Here is a 22,041-nt window from a genome sequence, read left to right as displayed (position 1 = left end):
TCAATTTAATTAGTAACCAGGATTTTGTGCTTTTAATCCCAGTGCAGCATTATTTTGCAATTCGCTCAGAGGAATAGGATACAACAAATTTTTGGAAGAAATCTCCTGCGTTGGATGCGGATCGGTAGACGAGTTATTTTTCTTCATAAAGTCACGTTTTGGATCGTCGTAACGTTTCACCCGCGAGATCAATGTGCCCGTACGCTTCAGGTCGAACCAGCGCCAGCCTTCAGCGCCCAATTCCCGGGCACGCTCATCCAGTATGATCTCTCGCATCGAGACCTGATCGGTCAAAGCGTAATTTACCGAACTATTTCCAAAAGCGCGTTCACGTATTTTATTGAGCGGTACCAGTGCTGCCTGAGTTTGACCCAATTCGTTCAAAGTTTCCGCATACATCAGGAATACGTCTGCTGCGCGCAGATAATATAAGTTTTTGCCAGAGTGATAAACATCAATGTCGCTGGAAGAGATATCATACTTTTTCACGGTTGGTAACCCCGGGTCTGCCCACCAGCTCATGGTGTTACCGTTACTGTCATAACGATCGTGACTGATAGAAGCTTTGTAACGTGCGTCATACTGATATGCCCATGAGTAAGGTTTCGCAAAAACGGTATCAGCGTAAAACGCTGTGGAAGTTATCACCGTACCGCCATAGCCTGGAGTATGCTGATTGAATTGTTGAAAAGGCACCGGAGGACCAGCGTAGGAACCGTAAAGATTCTGCAATCCCTGAGTGTTATTGTTGTTATCTGTAGAATACTGGATCTCAAAAAGTGATTCTGTATTATTTTCATGCTGACCATCAAAGAGATCAGCATAATTTGCCAGCAAAGTCAGTTTATTACCATTAATCAGTTCCTCAAACGTTGTTTTAGCATTCTGGTAGTCATGCAAGGTCAGGTACACTTTTCCTAACAAGGCTTTTGCCGCTTCCATATTGGCCCGGCCGGCGGCACTTGCTCCAAGTTGACTTTTAGCCCAGCAATTGGTCGAAGCAAACTTAAGATCGGAAATGATCTGGTTATAAACTGTAGCCTGCGGCGTACGCGGTACGCCGTTGTCGAAAGCCGTGTTTTCAAGCGGCATAGGCACATCGCCGAATAATTGAACCAGGTAGAAGTAATAAACCGCGCGCAGGAATCGGGCTTCGCCAACCAAACGGTTTTGCAACGAAGCGTCTCCGAAATTCTTGATCTGCGGAATATTAAGAACTGCTGCATTTGCATTGGCAATCCCTTTATAACAAACGCTCCAAAAGCCGCTGATGTCAGCGTTCTGACTGTTGAAGGTAAGGTCATAAACGTCAATACCCACTACTCCAGCCCAATAAGAACCATAACCCTGCGCCTGGTAAGCGCAGCGCGCCTCATCGGTGCCAATTACGCCAATAAGCTGATAGTCAGATTTTTTAAGCGTCTGCAATTGCTGATAGATACCGGTTACACCTGCTATAGCCCCGGCCTGGTCCTTATAGAGGCTTTGGGCCGAAACAAATACTTCCGGAGTATAGTCAAGTTCCTTACGGCAACCGGCGATGACAAACAACAGCATGATGGCTGTGATACCGATTGCTTTGAATTTTATACGTTGAAAAGTTTTCATGTCTAATTTGGTCTTAATGTTACAGGGAAAGTCTTGCGCCTAAAATGAAAGTACGGTAACGAGGATAAATTTCGTTAGATGCATAATTACCGGCGATATCCGGGTCAATTCCTTTGTAACTGGTGAAGACAAATGGATTCAGCGCCTGCGCATAGATATTCAAAGTGTTGACTTTTATCTTTTTCAGTAGCGAAGAAGGTAGATCATAACCTAACGTAATATGCTGGATTCTCAGGTAGCTGGCATTCTGGATGGAATAGCTTGATCCCTGAGAGATACCACCAGGCAATGTTTTAAGCGAAGTACCGAAAGAGTTTGGTCTTGGAATTACTGTATTTGTATTCGTTGGGGTCCAGTAGTCACCCCCCTGAACGGTGACGTTGCCCTGGCTACCAAATGCCGAATTGTAATAAGTCAGGTTGGTAAAAGTCAGGTTGTTCAACTTCTGACCATACGCAAACGTACTGTTCACAGTCAGTGAGATCGCCTTGTAACGGAAGTAATTCCAGAAATTGCCCGAACCTTTTGGAATGCTTGAACCTACCACCACCTGATCCAGCGGTGTAATCTTTCCGTCACCATTAACGTCGCGTATTTTGATGTCGCCAGGTTTGCCATTTGGATTTAACTTGAAGTTATCTCCCTGCTGGTACAGGCCGTCGAAAATGTAGTTTACGAAAGTGCCCGCTGGCGGCAAGCCAACGCGAAGGTACAGGTTAACGGAATCCCTGCCCGGGAATAGCTTGGTTACCTTGCTGTCATACTTCGACCAGTTGATCTGCGCCTGCCAGGTAAAGCTGGCCGTCTTCACCGGAGTTGTTTTCAGTGCCACGTCAATGCCGCGCGTTCTCATGGCCGCAACGTTCACGTATTCTGTTTGAAAACCAGATGATGGCGCCAAAGGAAGTGGCATCAGCAGGCTGCTGATATTTTTATTATATACGTCAAGTGATAATTGAATGCGGTTATCGAACATGGCAATGTCGGTACCTGCATTGAACTGGTGCTGCACTTCCCATTGCAGAGAGTTGTTTCCGAATACGCCGTTCGTGCCCCCCGCCAGGTAGCCACTGGTTACACTCGTCCCGTTAAACGGATAAGTGGTTGGGTCATACCGGGTATAAATTGCGTCATAAGGCAAGTTCTGATTACCTACCAAGCCGTAGCTGGCGCGGAGTTTAAAGTCGCTCAGCCAAGTTTTCAGCTTGAAGCCGATCCATGGCTCATCGATCACCCGCCAGGCGCCGCTGACTGTGGGGAATACACCGAATTTATTGTTACCCCCAAAGCGGCTGGATCCGTCCTGACGGATCGTGCCGTTCAAGATGTAACGTCCTTTAAATTTATAGACAGCCCTGCCGAAGAATGAGCGTACTGCCCAACCATCATAATTGCTATTGTCCTGCAATTTCTGACCGGCACTGCCGATGGCTTTATAACTCAGCAAGTCCGTTGGAAACTGGCTTCCCTGCATATCAGTCGCCGTATTTTCGTGACGTTCAAAAGTGAAACCGCCCAGTAAACTCAGGTCGTGGTTGCCTTTCGTCAGGTTATAGGTTGCAGTATTTTCCCATAGTACGTCCGTAGCACGGGTATTATAAATCTCACCTAAGCCATTTGTCGGTGCATAACCCGGTCCTGTCGTTCTTGGCCAATACTTATCTTCTTCGGCTTGATAGATATCAGCGCCGATACTGGAACGGAACATCAGGTTTTTTACCGGTGTAAACTCGACGAATAGGTTTGCATTGGTCCGGTTGGTGGTGTATAAGTCGATGGCGTTTAAGGCCAGTGTTACAGGATTGAAAATAGTCGGTACCCCCGTGGAGTTGTCCACAGTGATCAACGGCTGACCGCTGCTGTCATAGATCGGCTGCAACGGGCTTTGTGTCAGCGATTGCTGATACTCGTTCGGCATCGCATTGTGGGTAATGTCATGAGTAAAATTCATGCTACCGCCCAATTTCAAAAATGATCTGATCGCTGTTTCGTCGCTCAGGTAGCCGGAATATTTTTTATAGCCGGTGTTAATAAGTATGCCGTCCTGGTTCTGGTATTGCCCACTGAAATATACCTTGTTAGAGCCGGTTCCATTAGCCACAGAAAGTGTATAGTTCTGAGTGAGTGCATTATTATGCAGGATTGCTTTTTGCCAGTCATAACCGGTATAGCCATCAACTATGCTCTGTAATTCGTTAGCATTAAATATCTTGGCGTCAGCGGTCGTCGTACCCGGCTGACCGAAGGTCCCCGGATCCGCATCCTGATAAGCCAATCGTTTAAGTGTAGCATAATCATGCGCCCCGAGCATCTGGTAAGCCGGATTATTATGCTGGATGCCCGCATACATATCAAAATTCACATTAGTCGCCCCTGCTTTTGGCTTTTTTGTCGTGATCAGAATCACACCTTCTGCCGCACGGGAGCCATAGATACCGGCCGCGGCGGCATCTTTCAGAATTTCAACAGACTCGATATCATTGGGATTAATGTTGCGGATATCACCGACTAAGGCGACACCGTCAACAATATAAAGCGGGCCTTGTAGCTGGGAAATCGAGTTGAGACCCCGGACATTAACCGAAGCGCCTGAGCCAGGCTGTGTACTGGTTGCGTGCACTTCCAGTCCCGGAACGCGCGAGCCGAGTGCCGTTGCAAGGTTGGTGGACGGAGCTTCACTGAGTTGCTGCGCCGTAACGGTAGTTACCGCACTGGTCAGATCTTTACGCTTTTCACGACCATAAGCGATCACAACAACCTCAGAAAGATTGGTATTGCTTTTAAGTGGAACGGTAAGATCAGAACTTGCCGCTAGCGTAATCCGGGCCGGTTCGTAACCAGCGAAAGATACCTGGATGATCATACCCGTTTCTGCGTCAACCGAGAACTTACCGGCCCGATCGGCCGCAGATTTGCTAATAGTCTTTCCGTTAGAGATGATGGAAATGGTGGCGAAAGGCAGGGTTTGCCCGGATTGTGAATCCTTAACCGTGCCGGTGATCTTCCGCTGCTGAGCGTAAGCGCTGATCAGACCGGCCGAAAACAGCACAACGAATAGTAGTAGTTTTCTCATTGAATTGGGTTTAAAAAAATTAGTTCTGCGCCAGAGAGATGGACAATAGAAATCAGGGCCAGGCTTTTACCTGGCATCAATAAAAAAACGAATAATCAAGATTTTTCGAAATTTAGTTTCCTACTGAAAACCGTTCAGGCGAATAATATATTTACATATTGGTTTTATACATCAAACTTACAACCTTTCGACCATGCTAAAAATGACATATTTTGTGATTGTGATGGATTTTTACAAACAATGAAATATTTTTATACACTTTTGCCGATATCTTTATTCAGCATTAAATGTCCAAAGACAAATCATTACGCAAGAGAGATGGGTTTGACGGTCAAAGACTGATTGTGATCCCCAAAAAAATTGTTTCGGATTTTTTGATCGATGACCCGATCACCAGGCAGGTTTACATCACTGATATCGGCTATTATCCCAGGGCACTATTCCACTACGCGCAGCGGTCGCAAGGCATCAATCAGCATATAATAATCTATTGCACAGATGGTTATGGATGGATTGATATTAACAAAAAACGAATTCAAATAGCTCCTTCACAATTTATCGCAATACCAGCAAATACGCCGCACGCTTACGGCGCTGACGAAAAAAATCCATGGTCGATCTATTGGGCACATTTCAAGGGAGAAAATGCGCGATTCATCACTGACCTGATCGTAGAAAAGCAAGAATCTTTTAAACCGCAGTTAACCTACAGCGCTGAACGTATTAAGATCTTTGACGATATTTACTACAACCTTGAAAAAGGTTACGGAGAAGATACGCTGCGTTATGCGAACATGAGTTTTTATCATTTTTTGTCCTCCATGATCTACACGGAACAATTTAACTGGGAGAAGAAAGAGCCGAGTACGGATACCGTAGAATCTGTCATCAATTTCATGCAAGACAACATTGAAAAGATTGTCACCTTGAAAGAAATGGCTGATCATTCCCAAATGTCAGTCACCTATTTTTGTAAAATATTCAAGAAAAAAACAGGACATACGCCTATGGAATATTTTAATTACCTGAAGATACAAAAAGCCTGTCAGTACCTTTCATTCACGGCCATGTCTGTCAAAGAACTTGCTTTTCGCATCGGCATCCATGACCAATACTATTTTTCCCGGATGTTCAGCCGGTTAATGGGCACATCCCCGTCTGATTACCGAAAAAGGCTTTCGGAAAGTAACAACTTGGTAAATTCCCCAATAGCTGCCAATATGGAAGATCCATCGGATAGCCATCAAAAAAACAGTGCTTATCAACCCATGATTGCTAAGCTTAAACGGTCTCCACAGTCCTGATGTGCAAGCCAACCGTTAAATACTATACATGAGTCTGGCGTATCAGGCTGTTAGTGATTATCAATAAAGATGACAACTTCACCTCATCCTTCACACAATAAAAATCGCCTGGCTGCCAATCCTGAATCTGTGGAAATATATTGTTTTTTGACAGTTCTTCAGCAACAGCAGATACTAAAAGCCCGATTCACCAGCAATTCCAACGCAAAATCTAATTGCATTAAACATGTCCACGGCTCATCATCATAATCGACCCTATTTCACAGCGAAAATTTCTAAGTTCAACAAGCTTTCCGTATTGCCGTATAAGTTGTTTACTCCATGAACAACCTGACATATTTCTCAAAAAGGATTTCTTTGGATCCTACTGTTCAAATATTTTCAATGTTTTTGGAACTGTACTTCACGAAAAACTGGAACAGGTCCTGGATTATTTAAGTCTTTCTAAGCCTTGTATCGCCTGCAACCGCCAGCTTCAAAGACATGGTAAAGGTTAAAACACAGGAAGTTGTGGTGAAGAAAAGCCAGTTGAAGGAACTGATCAACGAGGAAATTGAAGTAGAAACCTACCTGAAATATTATGAAAAGTTTCAGGCTGAAAAGACACGGCTGAGTGAGGAAATTAGTTATAATCAAAAGCTGGGGGACGACAGCCTGCATCAACAAACGATCTTATTAACTTCGCTGACCTCAATACCGGGCGTTTATAAAAAAGCGAACCTCAATCAAAAACATCCTTTATTAAAGGGGCGTTCGAACATAGTCTCATGTTTAGAGAGGGGGCATATCGCACACCCTACATCAATCCGGCGTTCGAGGATAACTTACTAAAAATCAATAAAAAAGGGCTGCTCTTTTTGGAGCAACCCTCTCGAAATTTCGACAGAATCCCATGTGGTGCACCTAACGGTACGGAATTCGAACCATTTTTTAAAGGATTTAGCTATCCTATGCGGGTTATCTGCCATTTAAGAACTTTTAACAACACAAAGTATCCTAAGAACAGTTGTTTCAATTTATTTAGCTTTTGACAATTCACTTGGCGTAAAACCAAATTGTTTTTTAAAGGCATATGAAAAGTGCGAGAGGTTTTCAAAGCCCGTTTCCAAATAAATTTCAGAAGGTTTGCGATTCTTTTCAGCCAATTGGTATCGGGCGAGTTCAAGCCTTTTTTGCATGAGCCATTTCTGAGGCGTTGTACCATACACTTTCTTAAAATCACGCTTAAAGGTTGTTAAACTTCGGCCTGTCAGATAACCGAATTTTTCTATGGGCATGTTAAACATATAGTTACGTTCCATAAACTCGACAAGGTTAATTTTATGCGGCTCTGAAAAATCGGATAAAATATGGTCCATACTGTCATTTATAGATCGCAATATGGCTATCGCTTCCTGTATTTTCAACTCCGAAAGTTCGCGCGGTAATTTGTATTCCAGATCAAAATAAGGAAGCATTGAAGCAAAAAAACTGTCCAGTAACGGCCCTTTAGATAAAGGAATTATGGCATCAGTTTTAAATACCGTAAAGACTTCATTTTTTTTATGCTCGTAAAATGCTTTCAGCACATCTTGGGTTAGCTTTACAATAATCGCTCTGTAGGGCAAATCGTCTTTTCCCGTTTTTATGAGCCGGGCTAACCGGTTCTTAGGAAATAAAAAAGTTTCCCCAGTTTCAAAAAAGTAAGTTTTATTAGATTCTATTACTTTCAATTGGCCTGATAATACCCGGACAATAGAATGTTCCTCCGCAACCAGTTCACTATTTTGGTGTACCGCTTCGCTACAGGTAAATACAATCTCCGCGTAATTATTTATTTGCCGTACCGCCATAATACAAAAATAAGCAAATAAAGCCCAACAGCTTGGGCCCTATTTGTCTTGTTTATTGAACATCAAATTTTGTATCAGTAAGTTCCTCGCTCAAAACCCAAAGCCTTTGTGCCGCATTCGGCTCCAGGGCAAATGGGGCCACACCGAATGTCCCGCCAGGGTTGCGCTTCCCTGCGTTACTATCGTATGCATCGGGATTGTAACTGGCAACTTCGACATCTTGCAGATAAACACCGCCTATATTTTGCAATTGCGGACTTGTTGCGGCCCATACGGTTGTGGCTGCGCCCTGCTCTTTAGTCTTAGACATTTTCTGCATCGCTGCCTGGGCTTCTTCATTGGGTGTGCCGTCAGCATTTACAGCACCCAAAGTAACAAAATCTTCAAAGGTCAGGTGCCTGCTCAAATTGGTATCCAACATTAGACCGGGATGCAGTGTATAAGCACGGACACCGAACGGACGGGCTTTTTTATCAAGTTCAACAGTAAATAGCACGTTAGCTGTTTTAGATTGGCCGTACGCCTCAAATTTGTTGTATTCTCTCGTATGATAATTAACATCATCAAATAGTACAGGAGAATAATGGTGTGCCGAAGAGGAAACCGTCACCACCCTTGCTCCTTCTGCCTTCTTAAGGGCTTCCCAAAGTTTTGCTGTAAGTTGAAAATGTCCTAAGTGGTTGGTAGAAAACTGTGCCTCATAACCTCGGCTGTCACGTTGTAAAGGTGTCCACATGATGCCCGCATTATTTATTAACATATGCAATTGCCTATCTGATGCCAGGAATTTTTCAGCAAACGAAGTAATAGAGACAGGTTCCGTTAGGTTCATCGGCTCCACTTCTACATTGGCAATTCCTTGAAGATTTAATTTTGCTTTTTCAATATCCCTGGCAGGTACAATTACTGCCGCACCTGCCTTAGACAACGTTTTGGTGATTTCCAGGCCAAGACCTCCGTCGCCGCCTGTGACAATAGCAATTTTTCCATTAAGATCCACTTCCTTTATAACATCAGATGTTGTGGATACTGCGTTGAAGCCTGAACCTACCGGTTTTTGCAAAGTCCCATTATAATTATTTTGTTCCATAATAATTGAATTTTATGAAAGCAAAATTAGAAGGTAGCCTATTCAGACGTTTTGTTTTAAAGGCCGAAAAACTTTGTTTATAAGACCATAGAATTTAATGCAATTTAAGTCAGCCTGGCAATGAATTAGCATGTATAACAAAGATTTTTTGAACTTTGAGTAGTTGGGTTGATGCCTGGACTGGAACCAGTAAATCACTAAAATACAAATACTTAAAACGGATGACATTTTAAATAACCTATCTATCGAACCAAAAAAGCCTCCAAAATCAATGACTTTGAAGGCTTTTACTTTTAAGTGCGGAAGAAGGGACTCGAACCCCCACGCCGTGAAGCGCCAGATCCTAAGTCTGGTGCGGCTACCAATTACGCCACTTCCGCGTTTCTGATTTAACAGGCTGCAAAGATAGCGTTTAAAATTATACTTAAAAACATAATTTTCATTTTTTTGCTATCATGCTCATTTAGTAGGAATTAATTTTTCACAAGCCCATTTATCAGTTGTTTGAAGTATACGGGTGCGTATAAAAGCCTGCTGCCATACCATGAAAACATTTCACCATCTACCAAAACTATCTTTGCATTTGGTAAAAGCGCCCTAAACTCCTCTATATGTTTTTGAGCGAATGGATATGGCTCTGATGATAGAAAAAGAAGATCCGGATTAGCCGCGACTAAAGCATTTGCATCAATCTCCGGGTAACGCTCCCCCTCTGTTACATTGTTTAGTCCACATGTTTGCAGCATACTATCAATGAAAGTTCCCCTGCCGGCAAGCATATAGGGTTTACGCCAGATGAGATAGGCAACTCCCAGCCTCGTTACAGAAAACTTTATACCCTTAAAACCACCATTAATTTCCGTGCAAAGCACGTTTGCCTGCCCGGGCTTACCTATCATATCACCAATGCAAACAATCATTTGCAAAGCCGATTCCAGATCAAAAATATCACTGATCCAAACCGGGCATATATTCATTAACTCTTCTACCTGAAGACGGTCGTTCTCCTCTTTATTGGCGATAATTAAATCCGGGGTCAGCAATCGGATTTTTTCGACATCAAGCTGTTTAGTCCCCCCTACTTTCGTTGTTGAATTAAACCTATCTGCCGGATGGATACAAAATTTAGTAATGCCTATCACCTCAACGTTTAAGCCAAGGTAAAAAAGCAATTCTGTTTGTGAAGGGACAATGGATATGATCCGCTTAGGGATTCCGGAAAGTTCAACCTTTCGGCTTAGCTGATCCCGGAATATCGGCATATTAAAACGCGTTCTTTTCGCCTCTAAACACGTTCCATACCGTTAGGAAGATAATCTTCATATCCAGCAGGAACGACCAGTTTTCAAGATACCAAACGTCGGCCTCCACACGCTCAAGCATAGCCTGTGTGGTTTGAGTTTCGCCCCTCAGGCCTGACACCTGGGCCCAACCCGTAATACCAGGTTTAAGAAAATGCCTTACCATGAAAGTATCAATAAGCTGCGAATATTGTTGAGTGTGGCTTATCATGTGCGGCCTCGGGCCTACTACAGACATATTGCCTAATATTACGTTAAAGAACTGTGGCAATTCGTCGATACTTGTTTTACGGATAAATGCCCCGGATTTGGTTATACGTGAATCGCCGCGTGTAGCTTGTTTTTTATCTGAATCGTGATTTACCCGCATGCTACGGAATTTATAGCATTTAAACGGCTTATTGTCCCTGCCTGAGCGCTCCTGCACAAAGAATATCGGCCCTTTTGACTCAAGCTTTATAATGATGGCCAAAATGGGGAATAACCAGCTAAAAATAAACAGGATCACAAATATAGAAAAACAGATATCAAACAAGCGTTTGATGGAGCGGTTCAGCATGTTCTCCAAAGGTTCTGGCCTTACGGATATAACCGGGATATGGCCGAAGCTTTGTATAAAAGTTGGCTTTTTAGCGTAGTCGTAATATTCTGGCACAAATTTAAACCTAATCAGATTTTTATCTGCATCAAGCATCAACTGCTCTATTTTCTCGGCTTCAGAGTTTGGTAGGGTACAAAATATTTCATCAACTTTATTGTTGAGCACATAGCTTATACAATCATTAGTACCGCCTAAATAAAGGCTTTGATCAAGTACGCTGTCTGATGCATCATCAAAAAAGCCAACAAGCTTATACCCACGTTCGGGGTTTTGTTTAAAAAAGCTATGCAGGTCTGACCCGATGCGGCCCCCACCTATAATGATAACAGTACGTATATCGATAAGCGTTGCGCGGTCGCTTTTACGGATGCTCAGGAATATTAACTTCCATAAACCAAGCAGGAAACCGAATAACGCCAGTGAATAAAAAAGATACTCGCGTGTTATAAAATACGCTTTGGTGCCTATCAATATAATGATAGTGAAGCAAATAAAGCTTACAAACAGCAGATAAGTTTTAATTACACCGCGATAGGTTTTAATTGAATCTTTATTCAGAACATGTTCATAAAGCCCGGTAATATTAGCTGACAGCAGCCAAATTAGATTAAAAACTAACACAATAGGCAGGTACTGCCTGTTGTTAATCCAAAAAATATATGACCGGTCTTCAATGAAGTAAGAAATTACCATGCTCATATTAAGTATAATATAATCAATGGTAAGGTTCACTGCTTTAATAAAAGTAGCGTATCTGTGAATCATGTATATGTGCTTATGTAGTATGCAACCCTGCTAAAATTACTATAATTATTTACTAATAACAATGTCATAATTAAATGAAGACACGGTTACGAATGTATTATTTTCACAGCCACAAAATTAGAAATTAAGAAATTTATTCAAAATGAATTCTCTGTTAACAGTGACAAAAAAATGATTTTCTATGCGAAAAAATAACTGTAAAAAAAACATTTACAGCCGTCCGCTTACAACATCCTTGTTTAAAATACCTTTTATATCATAAATTACCGATGATGGTTTATGTTTTAAGCTTGCATAGTCTAAATCATAAAACTCGCGATGTGCCACAGCCATAACAATAGCATCGTAAGCGCCGCTTAGTTGCCCGTAATTTTTTAATGTAGAGATACCATATTCTCTTTTTACTTCATCCGGGTCAGCCCATGGATCATATATTTCACAGGTTGCGTCAAAACCATCAAATCCCTTAATAATATCAATTACCCTGGTGTTACGAACATCCGGGCAATTTTCTTTGAAAGTAAAACCGAGCACCAGGATCTTTGAGTTTTTTACCGAAATATCATTCTTCACCATCAGTTTAATGACTTCAAGGGCAACGTACGTACCCATACCATCATTAAGCCTTCGTCCGGCCAGGATAATTTCGGGATGATAACCCATTTGCTGGGCTTTTGCTGCAAGGTAATACGGATCAACTCCTGTGCAGTGGCCGCCTACAAGACCTGGTTTAAAATTCAGGAAATTCCACTTGGTACCTGCCGCTGCCAAAACCGCATGGGTATCAATATCCATGATGTTGAATATTTTGGCAAGTTCGTTTACAAAAGCGATATTGATATCCCGCTGTGAATTTTCGATCACCTTACAGGCTTCCGCAACTTTAATGGCGGGGGCTTTATGCGTTCCTGCTTTTACTATTGACCGGTATAAGTTGTCAATAAAATCAGCAGCCTCGGGCGTTGAGCCCGATGTTACTTTTAAAATATTGGTCAGCGTATGGACTTTATCCCCCGGATTTATACGCTCGGGCGAGTATCCTGCAAAAAAATCCCTGTTATACTGCAAACCTGATTCTTTTTGTAAAACAGGCACACAAACATCCTCAGTTACGCCGGGATAAACTGTTGATTCATAAATAACAACATCCCCCCTCTTCAATACTCCTGCTATTGATTTACTTGCCCGAATAAGCAGGCTCAGATCGGGCCGGTTGTGCTGATCGGTAGGTGTTGGTACCGAAACAATATAAACGTTACAGGAAGCAATGTCTGTTATCTGCGATGTGAAAGTAAGGCCCTTGCTTTCATCCTTTAAATTTAAAACTACCGATAGTTCGTCGCTACTGGTTTCAAGGGTACGGTCAAACGCGTTATTCAGCTCATCTACCCGGCTTTGTTTAATATCGAAACCTTTTACAGGATATTTTTTGGCAAATTCAACAGCAAGGGGCAATCCCACATAGCCAAGACCTATTATTGCAATATGAATATTTGCAGGAGCCTGAAATTTATTAGTGATCGAATTTGATTGATCAGACATTTAATTTAACACGGTAGAATATGATAGATACCGGTAAAGATAATCAAATATTACCAAAATCAGCTGCCTCCCGATCCAAAGAATGCGCGGCTTAGGCTAATCAAAAGTGTTTCAGGCCGTATATATCTGGTAAACACCTGTTATTGACCGGTTTTGTGCAGAACCCACCAGTAAGGTAGTGATCTTTTTTTCAAGCATTAACTGCTCGGCATAGCCTACAAATTCATGCTCATCAATAATAACCGGGTTAACGGTCATGATTTCGGCGATGGTTAAGGTTGAGGTATCCGGGTGTTTTAGCAAGGCCCGGCGAAGGTCGCCATCTGTAACCACCCCCTTAATCCGGGACGCGTCGCCCACTATAACCATACCCAACCTGCCTTCGGACATGCGCAGTAACAAATCCATAAATGAAGCTTCCTCATTAATAAAAGGAAGCTTATCGGTACGCATGAGGTCTTTAACTTTTACCAGCAGTTTGCGCCCAAGGCTACCGCCCGGATGAAAACGTGCAAAATCATGCTGCTGAAAGTTTCGCGACTCCATTAAAGCTATAGCAAGGGCATCGCCCATAACCAGCGCCGCGGTAGTTGATGAGGTTGGCGCCAGTTCAAGCGGACAAGCCTCCCTTTCAACTTTTATATTAAGGTGATAACTGCAGTTTTTGGCAACGGTTGATATAGGATTACCTGTTATGCCGATCATCACATTCTTGTTCCATTTTAAATAAGGAATAAGTTTCAGCACCTCGTCGGTTTCGCCCGAATAGGATATCAATAAAACAATATCATTGGGGCTTACCATCCCTAAATCGCCGTGAAAAGCCTCTCCCGGATGTAAAAAAAAGCTCGGTGTACCTGTACTGGCCAATGTGGCTGCTATCTTTTTACCGATAAGCCCCGATTTGCCAATGCCAATAACAACCAGCTTTCCTGTTGATTTTAATATGGCATCAACAACCCTTGCAAACTCATCATCAATTGAGCCGGCTACCTGCTGCAGCGACTCTATTTCAATATCAAAAACCCTTTTTGCAATATCTTTCATGGATCCGGACATTCAGAACAAAAACTTACCCTACTAATGGTGCTAAAACCTTATCCAGTTCGTGCAGCTTAACCATATTAGGGCCATCGCTCAGGGCATTATCAGGATCGGGATGCGTTTCTAAAAAATAGCCATCTGCCCCAAAAGCTTTTGCTGCCAGCGCCATCATGGGCACAAAAGTACGGTCGCCGCCGGTTTTTCCTCCTGCTCCGCCCGGACGCTGAACCGAATGGGTACAATCCATACAAACCGGGTGGCCAAAAGCTTTCATATCGTAAATATTCCTGAAATCGACAGCTAAATTATTATAGCCATACATATTGCCCCGCTCGGTTAATATTACCTGGTTATTGCCGGCTTCAATAACTTTTTGAGCCGGATAAAACATATCATGCCCCGAAAGGAACTGGGCTTTTTTTACGTTGACGATTTTACCGGTTTGGGCAGCCGCAACCAACAGGTCTGTTTGGCGGCATAAAAACGCAGGGATCTGCAATATATCGGCAACCTCGGCTACAATAGCTGCCTGGAATGGCTCATGAATATCTGTAGTAATCGGTAAACCAAAACGCTGCTTAACATTCATCAGCATTTCCATGCCTTTCTCTAATCCCGGGCCGCGGTATGAATGAATAGATGTGCGGTTGGCTTTATCAAATGACGATTTAAAGATCACCGGCACATTGTATTTCTGCCCGGCTTCGGCTACTTTTTCGGCAACAGTATATAATAACTCCTGGCTTTCCATTACACAGGGTCCAAGAATAAAGAACGGCTTTTGGCTTATTTGATCAAACAGCATATTGTTAGGATATATTTATCAGCCACAAAGATGATGATTTTTTTGAGAATCATACAGGATGGCCTATTTCACTCCCGGGCAAACGCACATAAATAGGGTTAACAGGGTTACCACTTTTTTAAAATATAACTCACAAGATATTCATAATCAAATATTTATTTTTTTAGGGGTTACACTACGCTAATGTTTTTGAGCGCTTAGGCAAGTCCGAATGTTTAAATGTTGACCCTGTACTTCTCCCCTTTTTTATTTACAAATAAAAATATTCAAAAAATTTGCGTAAGCGATTGCTTACATATTATATTTGTAAGCAATCGCTTACATATTATATTTGATTTAGATGAGACGAGATGTTTTCCAGGCCATTGCCGATCCAACCCGCAGGGATATCATTAACCTGATAGCCTTTAAACCCATGAACCTGAATGCCATAGCGGATAACTTTGATGTAAGCCGCCCCGCTATATCCCAGCATATAAAAATTTTAACCGAATGCGGTCTTATCGCTATTAAAAAACAAGGCCGTGAACGGTATTGCGAACCCCGGCTGAAACAGCTTGAAGAGGTTGCTCAATGGGTTGAGCGTTACCGCAAGGTTTGGGAAGAAAAATTTGACGCACTCGACAATCTGCTCGAAGAATTAAAAAACAATGATAAACCATTAAAATAACCAATTATGACGAAGCAATTCTGGATCAATCTGCCTGTAAAAAATGTAAATGTATCAAAGGAGTTTTTCAGCAAACTCGGCTTCCGGTTTAACTCGCAATTTGGTAACGGCCCGAATTCTGCAGCCATGCAGGTTGGCGAAAAAGATGTTACCGTAATGCTTTTTGACGAAAGCACCTTTAAAGGCTTTGTTGAAAACTGCGGTCTTGCGGATACGGCAAAGGGAGTTGAAGTTCTGCTGTCTATCGACGCGGAAAGCAAGGAAGAAGTTGATGAACTGGCTCAAAAGGCTATCGAAGCCGGTGGCAAAAGCAATCACAAGCCCCGGGAAATGGATGGCTGGATGTACGGCTGCCTGTTTACTGATCCTGATGGCCATAGCTGGAATGTGCTGCACATGGATATGAGCAAAATGCCAGGGAGATAAAAATCAATTTGTCGCTAATACCCCCTTATCTCGTCGTTTTTGGGCACTATTAGCCCTTGCCAGGGCAGGTAACTTTGAGATATCGAAAGCAACAAATTTTTAATCAATAAAAAACAGAAACCATGGCAACATTTAAAGCAACCCAGAAAGTAACCCCTTTTTTATGGTTTAACGGCAACCTTGAAGAAGCATTGAAATTTTATACTTCGGTATTCAAAAACTCCGAAAGCGAAGTAAGCTCACTTACCGATCCCGGCAATGGCCGCAAAATGTTAGTTGGAACATTCAGGATAGAAGATCAGCAGTTTTTAGCTTTAGATGGCGGACCAATGTTCAATTTTTCGCCTGCTACATCATTTTACATCAACTGCAAAACCCAGGAGGAAATTGATTATCTGTGGGAAGTACTACCTGCAGGCGGCGGCAAAACCAATCAGTGCGGCTGGCTCGACGATAAATTCGGCGTTACCTGGCAAATTGTTCCTGAAGTTATGAGCGAATTACTTTATAACAACGAAAATCCTGAAAAAGCCAAAAAAGTTATGGCTGCCATGATGAAGATGACCAAAATGGATATCAAGCTTTTGCAGGAAGCTAACGATAACGATTAATCAATCACCTAAATAAAAACACCATGATCACCACAAAAAATCAAACAGAAATTAAGGCCGAGCCCGGAAAACAGGAGCTTTTTATAACCCGCGAATTTGAAGCACCGCGTGAGCTGGTTTTCAGAGCTTTCACCGATCCTGAGCTTATTGTTAGATGGCTGGGCCCGCGCGAACTTAAAATGCGCATAGATAAGTTTGACTGCCGCAGCGGAGGCGCTTACCGTTATATTCATACCGACCCTGCCGGTAATGATTATGGCTTTCATGGTGTTATCCATGATGTAACCGCGCCTGAACGTATCATCCAAACATTTGAGTTTGAAGGATTGCCAGAAAGTGGTCATGTAACGCTTGAAACCACCAGGTTTGAAGCACTACCAGGGAACCGTACAAAAGTGACTGTACAATCTGTTTTCCAATCGGTGACTGATCGTGACGGCATGCTGCAATCGGGCATGGAACGCGGGGTAAATGATTCACACTGGCGTTTGGATGAGCTTTTTGAAGCAGGAGAAATAAAATAGATGCAAAAGGCTGAACGCAGAAAGCCAAAAGCTTTTGATTATCAGCACCGGGCTTGTACTATTACTTACCTTTCCTGATTGCTTCAAGTATCGTTTTCATTTTTTCCTGAGCTGCGGTCGAGCTGATCTCATGCTTCATAACCATCAGGCATTTACGGCAAAGGCAATCCGGGTAGGTTAAGCGGATATAATCGCGCTCCTGGTCGGTAAAGCTGATGCCCTGGCACTGGCACAACAGGATGCTGCCTACTTTGCATTCAAAGGGCTCTTTACACCGGGGGCAGTGTTTATTTTCATGCTTTGTCATATTAAGTATTTAAATCCCGTGGCCCTTTAGGCCTGTCAGTCTGAGTGTTTAAATCCAGAGGCCTCTGAAGGTGAAATGACAAAAGAGGGACTGTCAGTCTGAGCCTGTCGAAGACTCGCGCGCAGAGGCCTACCCACCATGCTTCGACAGGCTCAACATGACACCCATTTTTTAATTATACCTATAAAACTATTGTGTACCCGTAAGGATACACAGTAGTTTTTTTATTTAAGCAGTTACATTGCTGATAACATTCTCGCGGACAGCTTTCGCGGCTTCAACCATCTCTGTTAAGGCTTTTTGGGTTTCATCCCAGCCCCGTGTTTTTAAGCCACAATCGGGATTTACCCAAAGCTGGGCATCGGGTATTACGGCCTGGGCGCGTTTAAGCAAACGGATCATTTCCTCCCTGTTGGGCACACGCGGCGAATGGATATCATATACACCGGGGCCAATTTCGTTAGGATACTTAAAATCAGCAAAAACATCCAGCAGCTCCATTTGCGAGCGCGATGTTTCTATCGTGATTACATCGACATCCATGTCGGCTATGCTTTTAATGATGTCATTAAACTCCGAATAGCACATGTGCGTGTGGATCTGTGTACTGTCCTGAACGCCGCTTGCCGAAATCCTGAATGCTTTAACTGCCCAGTCAAGGTAATTTGCCCTGTCATCCCTGCGAAGCGGTAATCCTTCGCGAATGGCCGGTTCATCTATCTGGATGATCTTGATACCGGCGCTTTCCAGGTCACAAACTTCATCACGAATGGCCAATGCTATCTGCGTACAGGTTTCGGAACGGGGCTGGTCGTTGCGCACAAACGACCATTGCAAAATAGTTACCGGGCCGGTTAACATACCCTTCATCCATTTTGAGGTTAGTGATTGCGCATAAGCCGACCATTTTACCGTCATAGGCTGTGGCCTTGATACATCGCCATAAATAACCGGTGGCTTAACACAGCGGCTGCCATAGCTTTGCACCCAGCCATTTTGTGTAAAGGTAAAACCGGCCAGTTGTTCGCCAAAGTACTCAACCATATCATTACGTTCAAACTCGCCATGTACCAGCACATCCAACCCTATTTCTTCCTGCCATTTTATAGCCTTTTCAGTTTCGGTAGCTATCAGTTTATTATACTCCCCCGGGGTTATCGCGCCTTTTTTTAATTGGGCACGCCAGCTTCGTACTTCGGCGGTTTGCGGGAACGAACCAATAGTTGTGGTGGCAAAAAGCGGCAGGTTAAGCAGTTGCTGCTGCTGTTCTTTGCGTGCAGGAAAAGCACTTATACGCTTTGCATCATTTTCGGTGATGGCGCTTACACGCTGTTTAATCGCTGGGTTATGGATCAGTGCAGATGTTCGGCGGGCCTCGTTTGCCTGCCGGTTTTTTGCCAGTTGATGCAGGCTGCTATCGCTCACCACATCTTCCGATAAGTTGCTCAGCAATACCACTTCGTTTATTTTCTGCCGCGCAAAAGCCAGCCACTGCTTAATTTCGGGAGTAAGCACTTCATCGTTGGTTTCATTTTGCAGATCGCATGGCGAATGGATCAATGAGCATGAAGGGGCTATCCAAACGCGGTCGGCACCTAATTTATCCTTCGCATTCTTTATAATGACCAGCGAGTTAACAAAATCATTTTTCCAGATATTGCGCCCGTCAACAACACCTAAAGAAAGGATAGTTTTTTGGGGCAGATGCTCCATTACTTCATTCAATTGCTGAGGCGCCCGCACTAAATCGACATGTAAAACATCAACAGGTAAAATTGCCGCTAATTGAGTGTTATCGCCCAGGCGTTCAAAATAAGTTGCCAAAACTATCTTCAGAAAAGGAAATTCCTTCCTCAATTGCTTATAGGTATCTTTAAATACCTCTTGTTGTTTTTCGCTTAAATCAAGTGCTAAAAACGGCTCATCAAACTGAACCCATTCGGCACCTAAAGCTTTAAGCTTATTCAGAATGTCAAAATAAACAGGCAGCAGATTTTTGATCAGGTCTATCCTATCGAAACCAGCCTCTTTCTCCTTACCTAACAACAGGTACGATACAGGGCCAAGCAATACCGGCTTGCTAACGATGCCCAACTGTTTAGCCTCATAAAACTCATCGATAACTTTGGTGGAGAACAGTTTAAACTGCTGGTCTTTATAAAACTCGGGTACTATGTAATGGTAATTGGTATCAAACCATTTGGTCATTTCCATGGCTACCACATCCAATCCATCTTTTTGATAGCCGCGGGCCATAGCAAAATACAGATCGAGCTCGGTATTGCCTTTTTGACTGATCACTTCATGATAGCGTTTAGGAATAGCGCCAAACATCAGTGAATGATCCAGCACCTGGTCATAAAATGAAAAATCATTTGATGGGATGAGGTCGATCTCGGCTTCTTTTTGCAGCAGCCAGTTCTCTTCCCTGATGTATTTACCCACGGTAAGCACATTTTTTAAGCCCGTTTTGCCTGCCCAGTAGTTTTCGCAGACTTTTTTCAATTCGCGCCGGCTACCAATACGCGGGTAGCCTAAATTTTGCGTTAGCATCTCTTTTAATTGATTAAATGAATAAATCGGTTAAAAGCCCTTTTAGCTAAGCTTCGTAATACTTTGGTGATATGTAAAAATGGAGAGAATATATGGGCACAGCCTGTCATAACAGGTCATGGACCCAACAGGCAAGTAATCATAACCCAGACCAAGCTTCATACCGCGAAAGCATTGTCAATTCAGTATTAGGCAGGTCTCCTGACTTGTAACATTTTTGCCGCCCTTCCCATCCCTTTCATCAGGACAGTGGACATTACTGGCAAAAACCTTTGTGTTACTTACAGTTGCGCGACAGTTCGTGATTTACACACGATTCCCTATTAATCTACAATTAAGTAAAACCTATACCGGTTGATGAAGTAAAGTAAAGAACTATCGGGGCAAATATAATGATATGCCGGCTGAATATTCAGGTTATTTTATTGGTGAAATTGTAGGCTATATCATGGTCAATAAACGCGTAAACCTATAAAACGTTGAATTGTACCATACCAGATGCAAACTGATCCTTACCTTTGGCAGCTTCTATATGGATCAGAAAACACATTCAAACCTTCCGGGCTTTGGCTGGGCGGTATTAACTACCAGTTTGGCCTTTGTAGTAGCACAACTTGATGTTTCTATCGTTAATATTGCACTACCTGAAATTGCAAAAGCATATCATGCGGGTATCAGCACCCTGCAATGGGTAATTGACGCATACACGCTTGCATTTGCAGTACTCATGCTGTCGGCAGGTAGCCTCGGCGACCTATTAGGATCAAAAAAGATCTTCCAGATTGGCATGATCATTTTCGGTATTGCATCAGCAGGATGCGGTTTGGCCCCTGATGCAATTACGCTTATCATTTGCCGTGTGGCCCAGGGAATTGGGGCTGCTATGATGATCCCAAGCTCGCTTGCATTGCTCAATCACCAGTTTGCACATACACCACAAACACGCACGCGGGCCGTAGGCTTGTGGACAGCTGCCGGAAGCGCTGCCATGGCGGCAGGCCCCACTATTGGTGGCTTCCTGATAGCATTCAGCAGTTGGCGTTTCATTTTTATTGTTAACATCCCAATCTGCATAATTGGTTATATCCTGAGTTTTAAAATGGCGCAAATGACAAAAACAAGCAAGAGGAGTTTTGATTTGCCCGGACAACTCACCTGGATGCTATCAGTCACCACGCTCATTAGTGTAATTATTGAAATACCCCGGCTTGGATTAAGCCATGTACTAATCTGGGGAGGGCTTATTTTGAGTTTATTGATTTTCGGTCTTTTTTTATGGATTGAAGGCAAAACAGCACATCCAATGCTGCCATTCCATCTGTTCAAGTCAGCGAGGTTTAATGCACTTTTAATACTCGGTGCGGTTTTAAACGGATCTTACTATGGCAGCGTTTTTATTTTAAGCCTTTATCTGCAAAAAGTACTAAACTATCCATCCATTATGGCCGGGCTGGCATTTCTTCCGCTTACTGTAGGCTTTGTGATCTCCAATGTGATTAGCGGCCGCATCGTTAACCGCTACGGCATCCGTAAACCTATCATTGTTGGCCTCATCATGTTTGCCGCCGGCTTTGCGGGTTTATTCATAGCTCACGAGCATACCCCATATCTTGAACTATTCCTGCCTTTCCTGGTTATCCCGATGGGTATGGGCCTTGCTGTACCAGCCATGACCAATGGTATTTTATCAAGTGTAGATAAAACATTATCAGGAACTGCCTCGGCTATATTAAACACGGCAAGGCAAACAGCGGGTGCCATAGGTGTAGCCGTTTTTGGTGCAATGGCTGCAGGAGGCACACTGGCCATTTTAGGCGCCGTATCCAAAAGCGCAGCCATATCCATCGGCTTAACCGCTTTCGCCATGTTATTAATTGTAAAAGGACTAAAAAGATAAAACTGCTGATATCACACACCAAAATGGAAGCCGATAATTCCTTACCGGCTTCCATTATTCCATCATAAAGTTATATGAAACCAGGGAA

At 43.1% G+C, this 22,041-nt stretch carries 18 protein-coding genes, 1 tRNA gene and 1 riboswitch; of the genes, 7 read left to right on the top strand and 12 right to left on the bottom strand.

What is annotated here, in order from left to right:
• Positions 1 to 9: 9 nt before the first annotated feature.
• The gene (locus BLS28_RS02825) at positions 10 to 1,608 is read right to left on the bottom strand and encodes a RagB/SusD family nutrient uptake outer membrane protein (protein WP_091162772.1); all 1,599 of its coding nucleotides are present in this window, start codon (positions 1,606 to 1,608) and stop codon (positions 10 to 12) included.
• 19 nt (positions 1,609 to 1,627) lie between these two features.
• Positions 1,628 to 4,681 (bottom strand): SusC/RagA family TonB-linked outer membrane protein, encoded by a 3,054-nt coding sequence (locus BLS28_RS02820; RefSeq protein ID WP_091162771.1) that lies wholly within the window; start codon positions 4,679 to 4,681, stop codon positions 1,628 to 1,630.
• 287 nt (positions 4,682 to 4,968) lie between these two features.
• Between BLS28_RS02820 and BLS28_RS02815 the strand changes: the two genes are divergently transcribed.
• Complete coding sequence (locus tag BLS28_RS02815; protein WP_091162770.1) at positions 4,969 to 5,985, top strand: AraC family transcriptional regulator; 1,017 nt, start codon at positions 4,969 to 4,971, stop codon at positions 5,983 to 5,985.
• Between the two features lie 483 nt (positions 5,986 to 6,468).
• Positions 6,469 to 6,816, top strand: a complete 348-nt coding sequence (locus BLS28_RS02810; protein WP_091162769.1) for a hypothetical protein — start codon at positions 6,469 to 6,471, stop codon at positions 6,814 to 6,816.
• 185 nt (positions 6,817 to 7,001) lie between these two features.
• Here the strand turns inward: BLS28_RS02810 and BLS28_RS02805 are convergent, their stop codons facing one another.
• The 8 genes from BLS28_RS02805 to kdsA all read right to left on the bottom strand — a co-directional run bounded on the left by BLS28_RS02805 (position 7,002) and on the right by kdsA (position 14,965).
• Positions 7,002 to 7,817, bottom strand: a complete 816-nt coding sequence (locus tag BLS28_RS02805; protein ID WP_091162768.1) for an AraC family transcriptional regulator — start codon at positions 7,815 to 7,817, stop codon at positions 7,002 to 7,004.
• 52 nt (positions 7,818 to 7,869) lie between these two features.
• Positions 7,870 to 8,907 (bottom strand): SDR family NAD(P)-dependent oxidoreductase, encoded by a 1,038-nt coding sequence (locus tag BLS28_RS02800; protein ID WP_091162767.1) that lies wholly within the window; start codon positions 8,905 to 8,907, stop codon positions 7,870 to 7,872.
• Positions 8,908 to 9,205: 298 nt separating this feature from the next.
• Positions 9,206 to 9,287: transfer RNA gene (locus tag BLS28_RS02795), tRNA-Leu, on the bottom strand.
• A 93-nt stretch (positions 9,288 to 9,380) separates the two neighbouring features.
• Complete coding sequence (locus tag BLS28_RS02790; protein WP_091162766.1) at positions 9,381 to 10,169, bottom strand: helical backbone metal receptor; 789 nt, start codon at positions 10,167 to 10,169, stop codon at positions 9,381 to 9,383.
• 1 nt (position 10,170) lies between these two features.
• The gene (locus BLS28_RS02785; protein ID WP_090527329.1) at positions 10,171 to 11,574 is read right to left on the bottom strand and encodes an undecaprenyl-phosphate glucose phosphotransferase; all 1,404 of its coding nucleotides are present in this window, start codon (positions 11,572 to 11,574) and stop codon (positions 10,171 to 10,173) included.
• 210 nt (positions 11,575 to 11,784) lie between these two features.
• Positions 11,785 to 13,116: a nucleotide sugar dehydrogenase gene (locus BLS28_RS02780; protein WP_091162765.1), complete on the bottom strand. Its 1,332-nt coding sequence runs from the start codon at positions 13,114 to 13,116 to the stop codon at positions 11,785 to 11,787.
• A 111-nt stretch (positions 13,117 to 13,227) separates the two neighbouring features.
• A complete protein-coding gene (locus BLS28_RS02775; RefSeq protein WP_091162764.1) occupies positions 13,228 to 14,163 on the bottom strand; it encodes a KpsF/GutQ family sugar-phosphate isomerase in 936 nt (311 codons plus the stop codon).
• Positions 14,164 to 14,188: 25 nt separating this feature from the next.
• Positions 14,189 to 14,965 (bottom strand): 3-deoxy-8-phosphooctulonate synthase, encoded by a 777-nt coding sequence (kdsA, locus tag BLS28_RS02770; protein ID WP_091162763.1) that lies wholly within the window; start codon positions 14,963 to 14,965, stop codon positions 14,189 to 14,191.
• A gap of 340 nt (positions 14,966 to 15,305) precedes the next feature.
• Here kdsA and BLS28_RS02765 point away from each other — a divergent pair, with 340 nt between their 5' ends.
• The 4 genes from BLS28_RS02765 (at position 15,306) to BLS28_RS02750 (ending at position 17,196) form a co-directional block, all read left to right on the top strand.
• Positions 15,306 to 15,635, top strand: a complete 330-nt coding sequence (locus tag BLS28_RS02765; RefSeq protein ID WP_091162762.1) for an ArsR/SmtB family transcription factor — start codon at positions 15,306 to 15,308, stop codon at positions 15,633 to 15,635.
• A 6-nt stretch (positions 15,636 to 15,641) separates the two neighbouring features.
• Positions 15,642 to 16,061: a VOC family protein gene (locus BLS28_RS02760; RefSeq protein ID WP_090527313.1), complete on the top strand. Its 420-nt coding sequence runs from the start codon at positions 15,642 to 15,644 to the stop codon at positions 16,059 to 16,061.
• A 122-nt stretch (positions 16,062 to 16,183) separates the two neighbouring features.
• Complete coding sequence (locus BLS28_RS02755) at positions 16,184 to 16,672, top strand: VOC family protein (RefSeq protein WP_091162761.1); 489 nt, start codon at positions 16,184 to 16,186, stop codon at positions 16,670 to 16,672.
• Positions 16,673 to 16,695: 23 nt separating this feature from the next.
• Positions 16,696 to 17,196, top strand: a complete 501-nt coding sequence (locus tag BLS28_RS02750) for an SRPBCC family protein (protein ID WP_091162760.1) — start codon at positions 16,696 to 16,698, stop codon at positions 17,194 to 17,196.
• Positions 17,197 to 17,257: 61 nt separating this feature from the next.
• On the opposite strand, the gene BLS28_RS02745 is transcribed toward BLS28_RS02750, so the two are convergent.
• Together BLS28_RS02745 and metE are read right to left on the bottom strand one after the other, a co-directional pair.
• Complete coding sequence (locus BLS28_RS02745; protein WP_091162759.1) at positions 17,258 to 17,503, bottom strand: cysteine-rich CWC family protein; 246 nt, start codon at positions 17,501 to 17,503, stop codon at positions 17,258 to 17,260.
• 228 nt (positions 17,504 to 17,731) lie between these two features.
• On the bottom strand, positions 17,732 to 20,056 hold the full coding sequence (metE, locus tag BLS28_RS02740; RefSeq protein WP_091162758.1) for a 5-methyltetrahydropteroyltriglutamate--homocysteine S-methyltransferase: 2,325 nt from the start codon (positions 20,054 to 20,056) through the stop codon (positions 17,732 to 17,734).
• 173 nt (positions 20,057 to 20,229) lie between these two features.
• Positions 20,230 to 20,420: riboswitch (cobalamin riboswitch) on the bottom strand.
• A 120-nt stretch (positions 20,421 to 20,540) separates the two neighbouring features.
• Between metE and BLS28_RS02735 the strand changes: the two genes are divergently transcribed.
• Positions 20,541 to 21,953, top strand: a complete 1,413-nt coding sequence (locus BLS28_RS02735) for an MFS transporter (protein WP_256337324.1) — start codon at positions 20,541 to 20,543, stop codon at positions 21,951 to 21,953.
• Positions 21,954 to 22,041: the final 88 nt, after the last annotated feature.

The sequence above is a fragment of the Mucilaginibacter gossypii genome, assembly GCF_900100945.1.
GTDB lineage: Bacteria > Bacteroidota > Bacteroidia > Sphingobacteriales > Sphingobacteriaceae > Mucilaginibacter > Mucilaginibacter gossypii.
This window is presented reverse-complemented; position numbering and strand designations above follow the sequence as displayed.

What these genes read in the sequence shown, in the direction of transcription:
- BLS28_RS02825 (WP_091162772.1), bottom strand. Translation starts at nt 1,608, where the DNA reads ATGAAAACTTTTCAACGTATAAAATTCAAAGCAATCGGTATCACAGCC.
- BLS28_RS02820 (WP_091162771.1), bottom strand. Translation starts at nt 4,681, where the DNA reads ATGAGAAAACTACTACTATTCGTTGTGCTGTTTTCGGCCGGTCTGATC.
- BLS28_RS02815 (WP_091162770.1), top strand. Translation starts at nt 4,969, where the DNA reads ATGTCCAAAGACAAATCATTACGCAAGAGAGATGGGTTTGACGGTCAA.
- BLS28_RS02810 (WP_091162769.1), top strand. Translation starts at nt 6,469, where the DNA reads ATGGTAAAGGTTAAAACACAGGAAGTTGTGGTGAAGAAAAGCCAGTTG.
- BLS28_RS02805 (WP_091162768.1), bottom strand. Translation starts at nt 7,817, where the DNA reads ATGGCGGTACGGCAAATAAATAATTACGCGGAGATTGTATTTACCTGT.
- BLS28_RS02800 (WP_091162767.1), bottom strand. Translation starts at nt 8,907, where the DNA reads ATGGAACAAAATAATTATAATGGGACTTTGCAAAAACCGGTAGGTTCA.
- BLS28_RS02790 (WP_091162766.1), bottom strand. Translation starts at nt 10,169, where the DNA reads ATGCCGATATTCCGGGATCAGCTAAGCCGAAAGGTTGAACTTTCCGGA.
- BLS28_RS02785 (WP_090527329.1), bottom strand. Translation starts at nt 11,574, where the DNA reads ATGATTCACAGATACGCTACTTTTATTAAAGCAGTGAACCTTACCATT.
- BLS28_RS02780 (WP_091162765.1), bottom strand. Translation starts at nt 13,116, where the DNA reads ATGTCTGATCAATCAAATTCGATCACTAATAAATTTCAGGCTCCTGCA.
- BLS28_RS02775 (WP_091162764.1), bottom strand. Translation starts at nt 14,163, where the DNA reads ATGAAAGATATTGCAAAAAGGGTTTTTGATATTGAAATAGAGTCGCTG.
- kdsA (WP_091162763.1), bottom strand. Translation starts at nt 14,965, where the DNA reads ATGCTGTTTGATCAAATAAGCCAAAAGCCGTTCTTTATTCTTGGACCC.
- BLS28_RS02765 (WP_091162762.1), top strand. Translation starts at nt 15,306, where the DNA reads ATGAGACGAGATGTTTTCCAGGCCATTGCCGATCCAACCCGCAGGGAT.
- BLS28_RS02760 (WP_090527313.1), top strand. Translation starts at nt 15,642, where the DNA reads ATGACGAAGCAATTCTGGATCAATCTGCCTGTAAAAAATGTAAATGTA.
- BLS28_RS02755 (WP_091162761.1), top strand. Translation starts at nt 16,184, where the DNA reads ATGGCAACATTTAAAGCAACCCAGAAAGTAACCCCTTTTTTATGGTTT.
- BLS28_RS02750 (WP_091162760.1), top strand. Translation starts at nt 16,696, where the DNA reads ATGATCACCACAAAAAATCAAACAGAAATTAAGGCCGAGCCCGGAAAA.
- BLS28_RS02745 (WP_091162759.1), bottom strand. Translation starts at nt 17,503, where the DNA reads ATGACAAAGCATGAAAATAAACACTGCCCCCGGTGTAAAGAGCCCTTT.
- metE (WP_091162758.1), bottom strand. Translation starts at nt 20,056, where the DNA reads ATGCTAACGCAAAATTTAGGCTACCCGCGTATTGGTAGCCGGCGCGAA.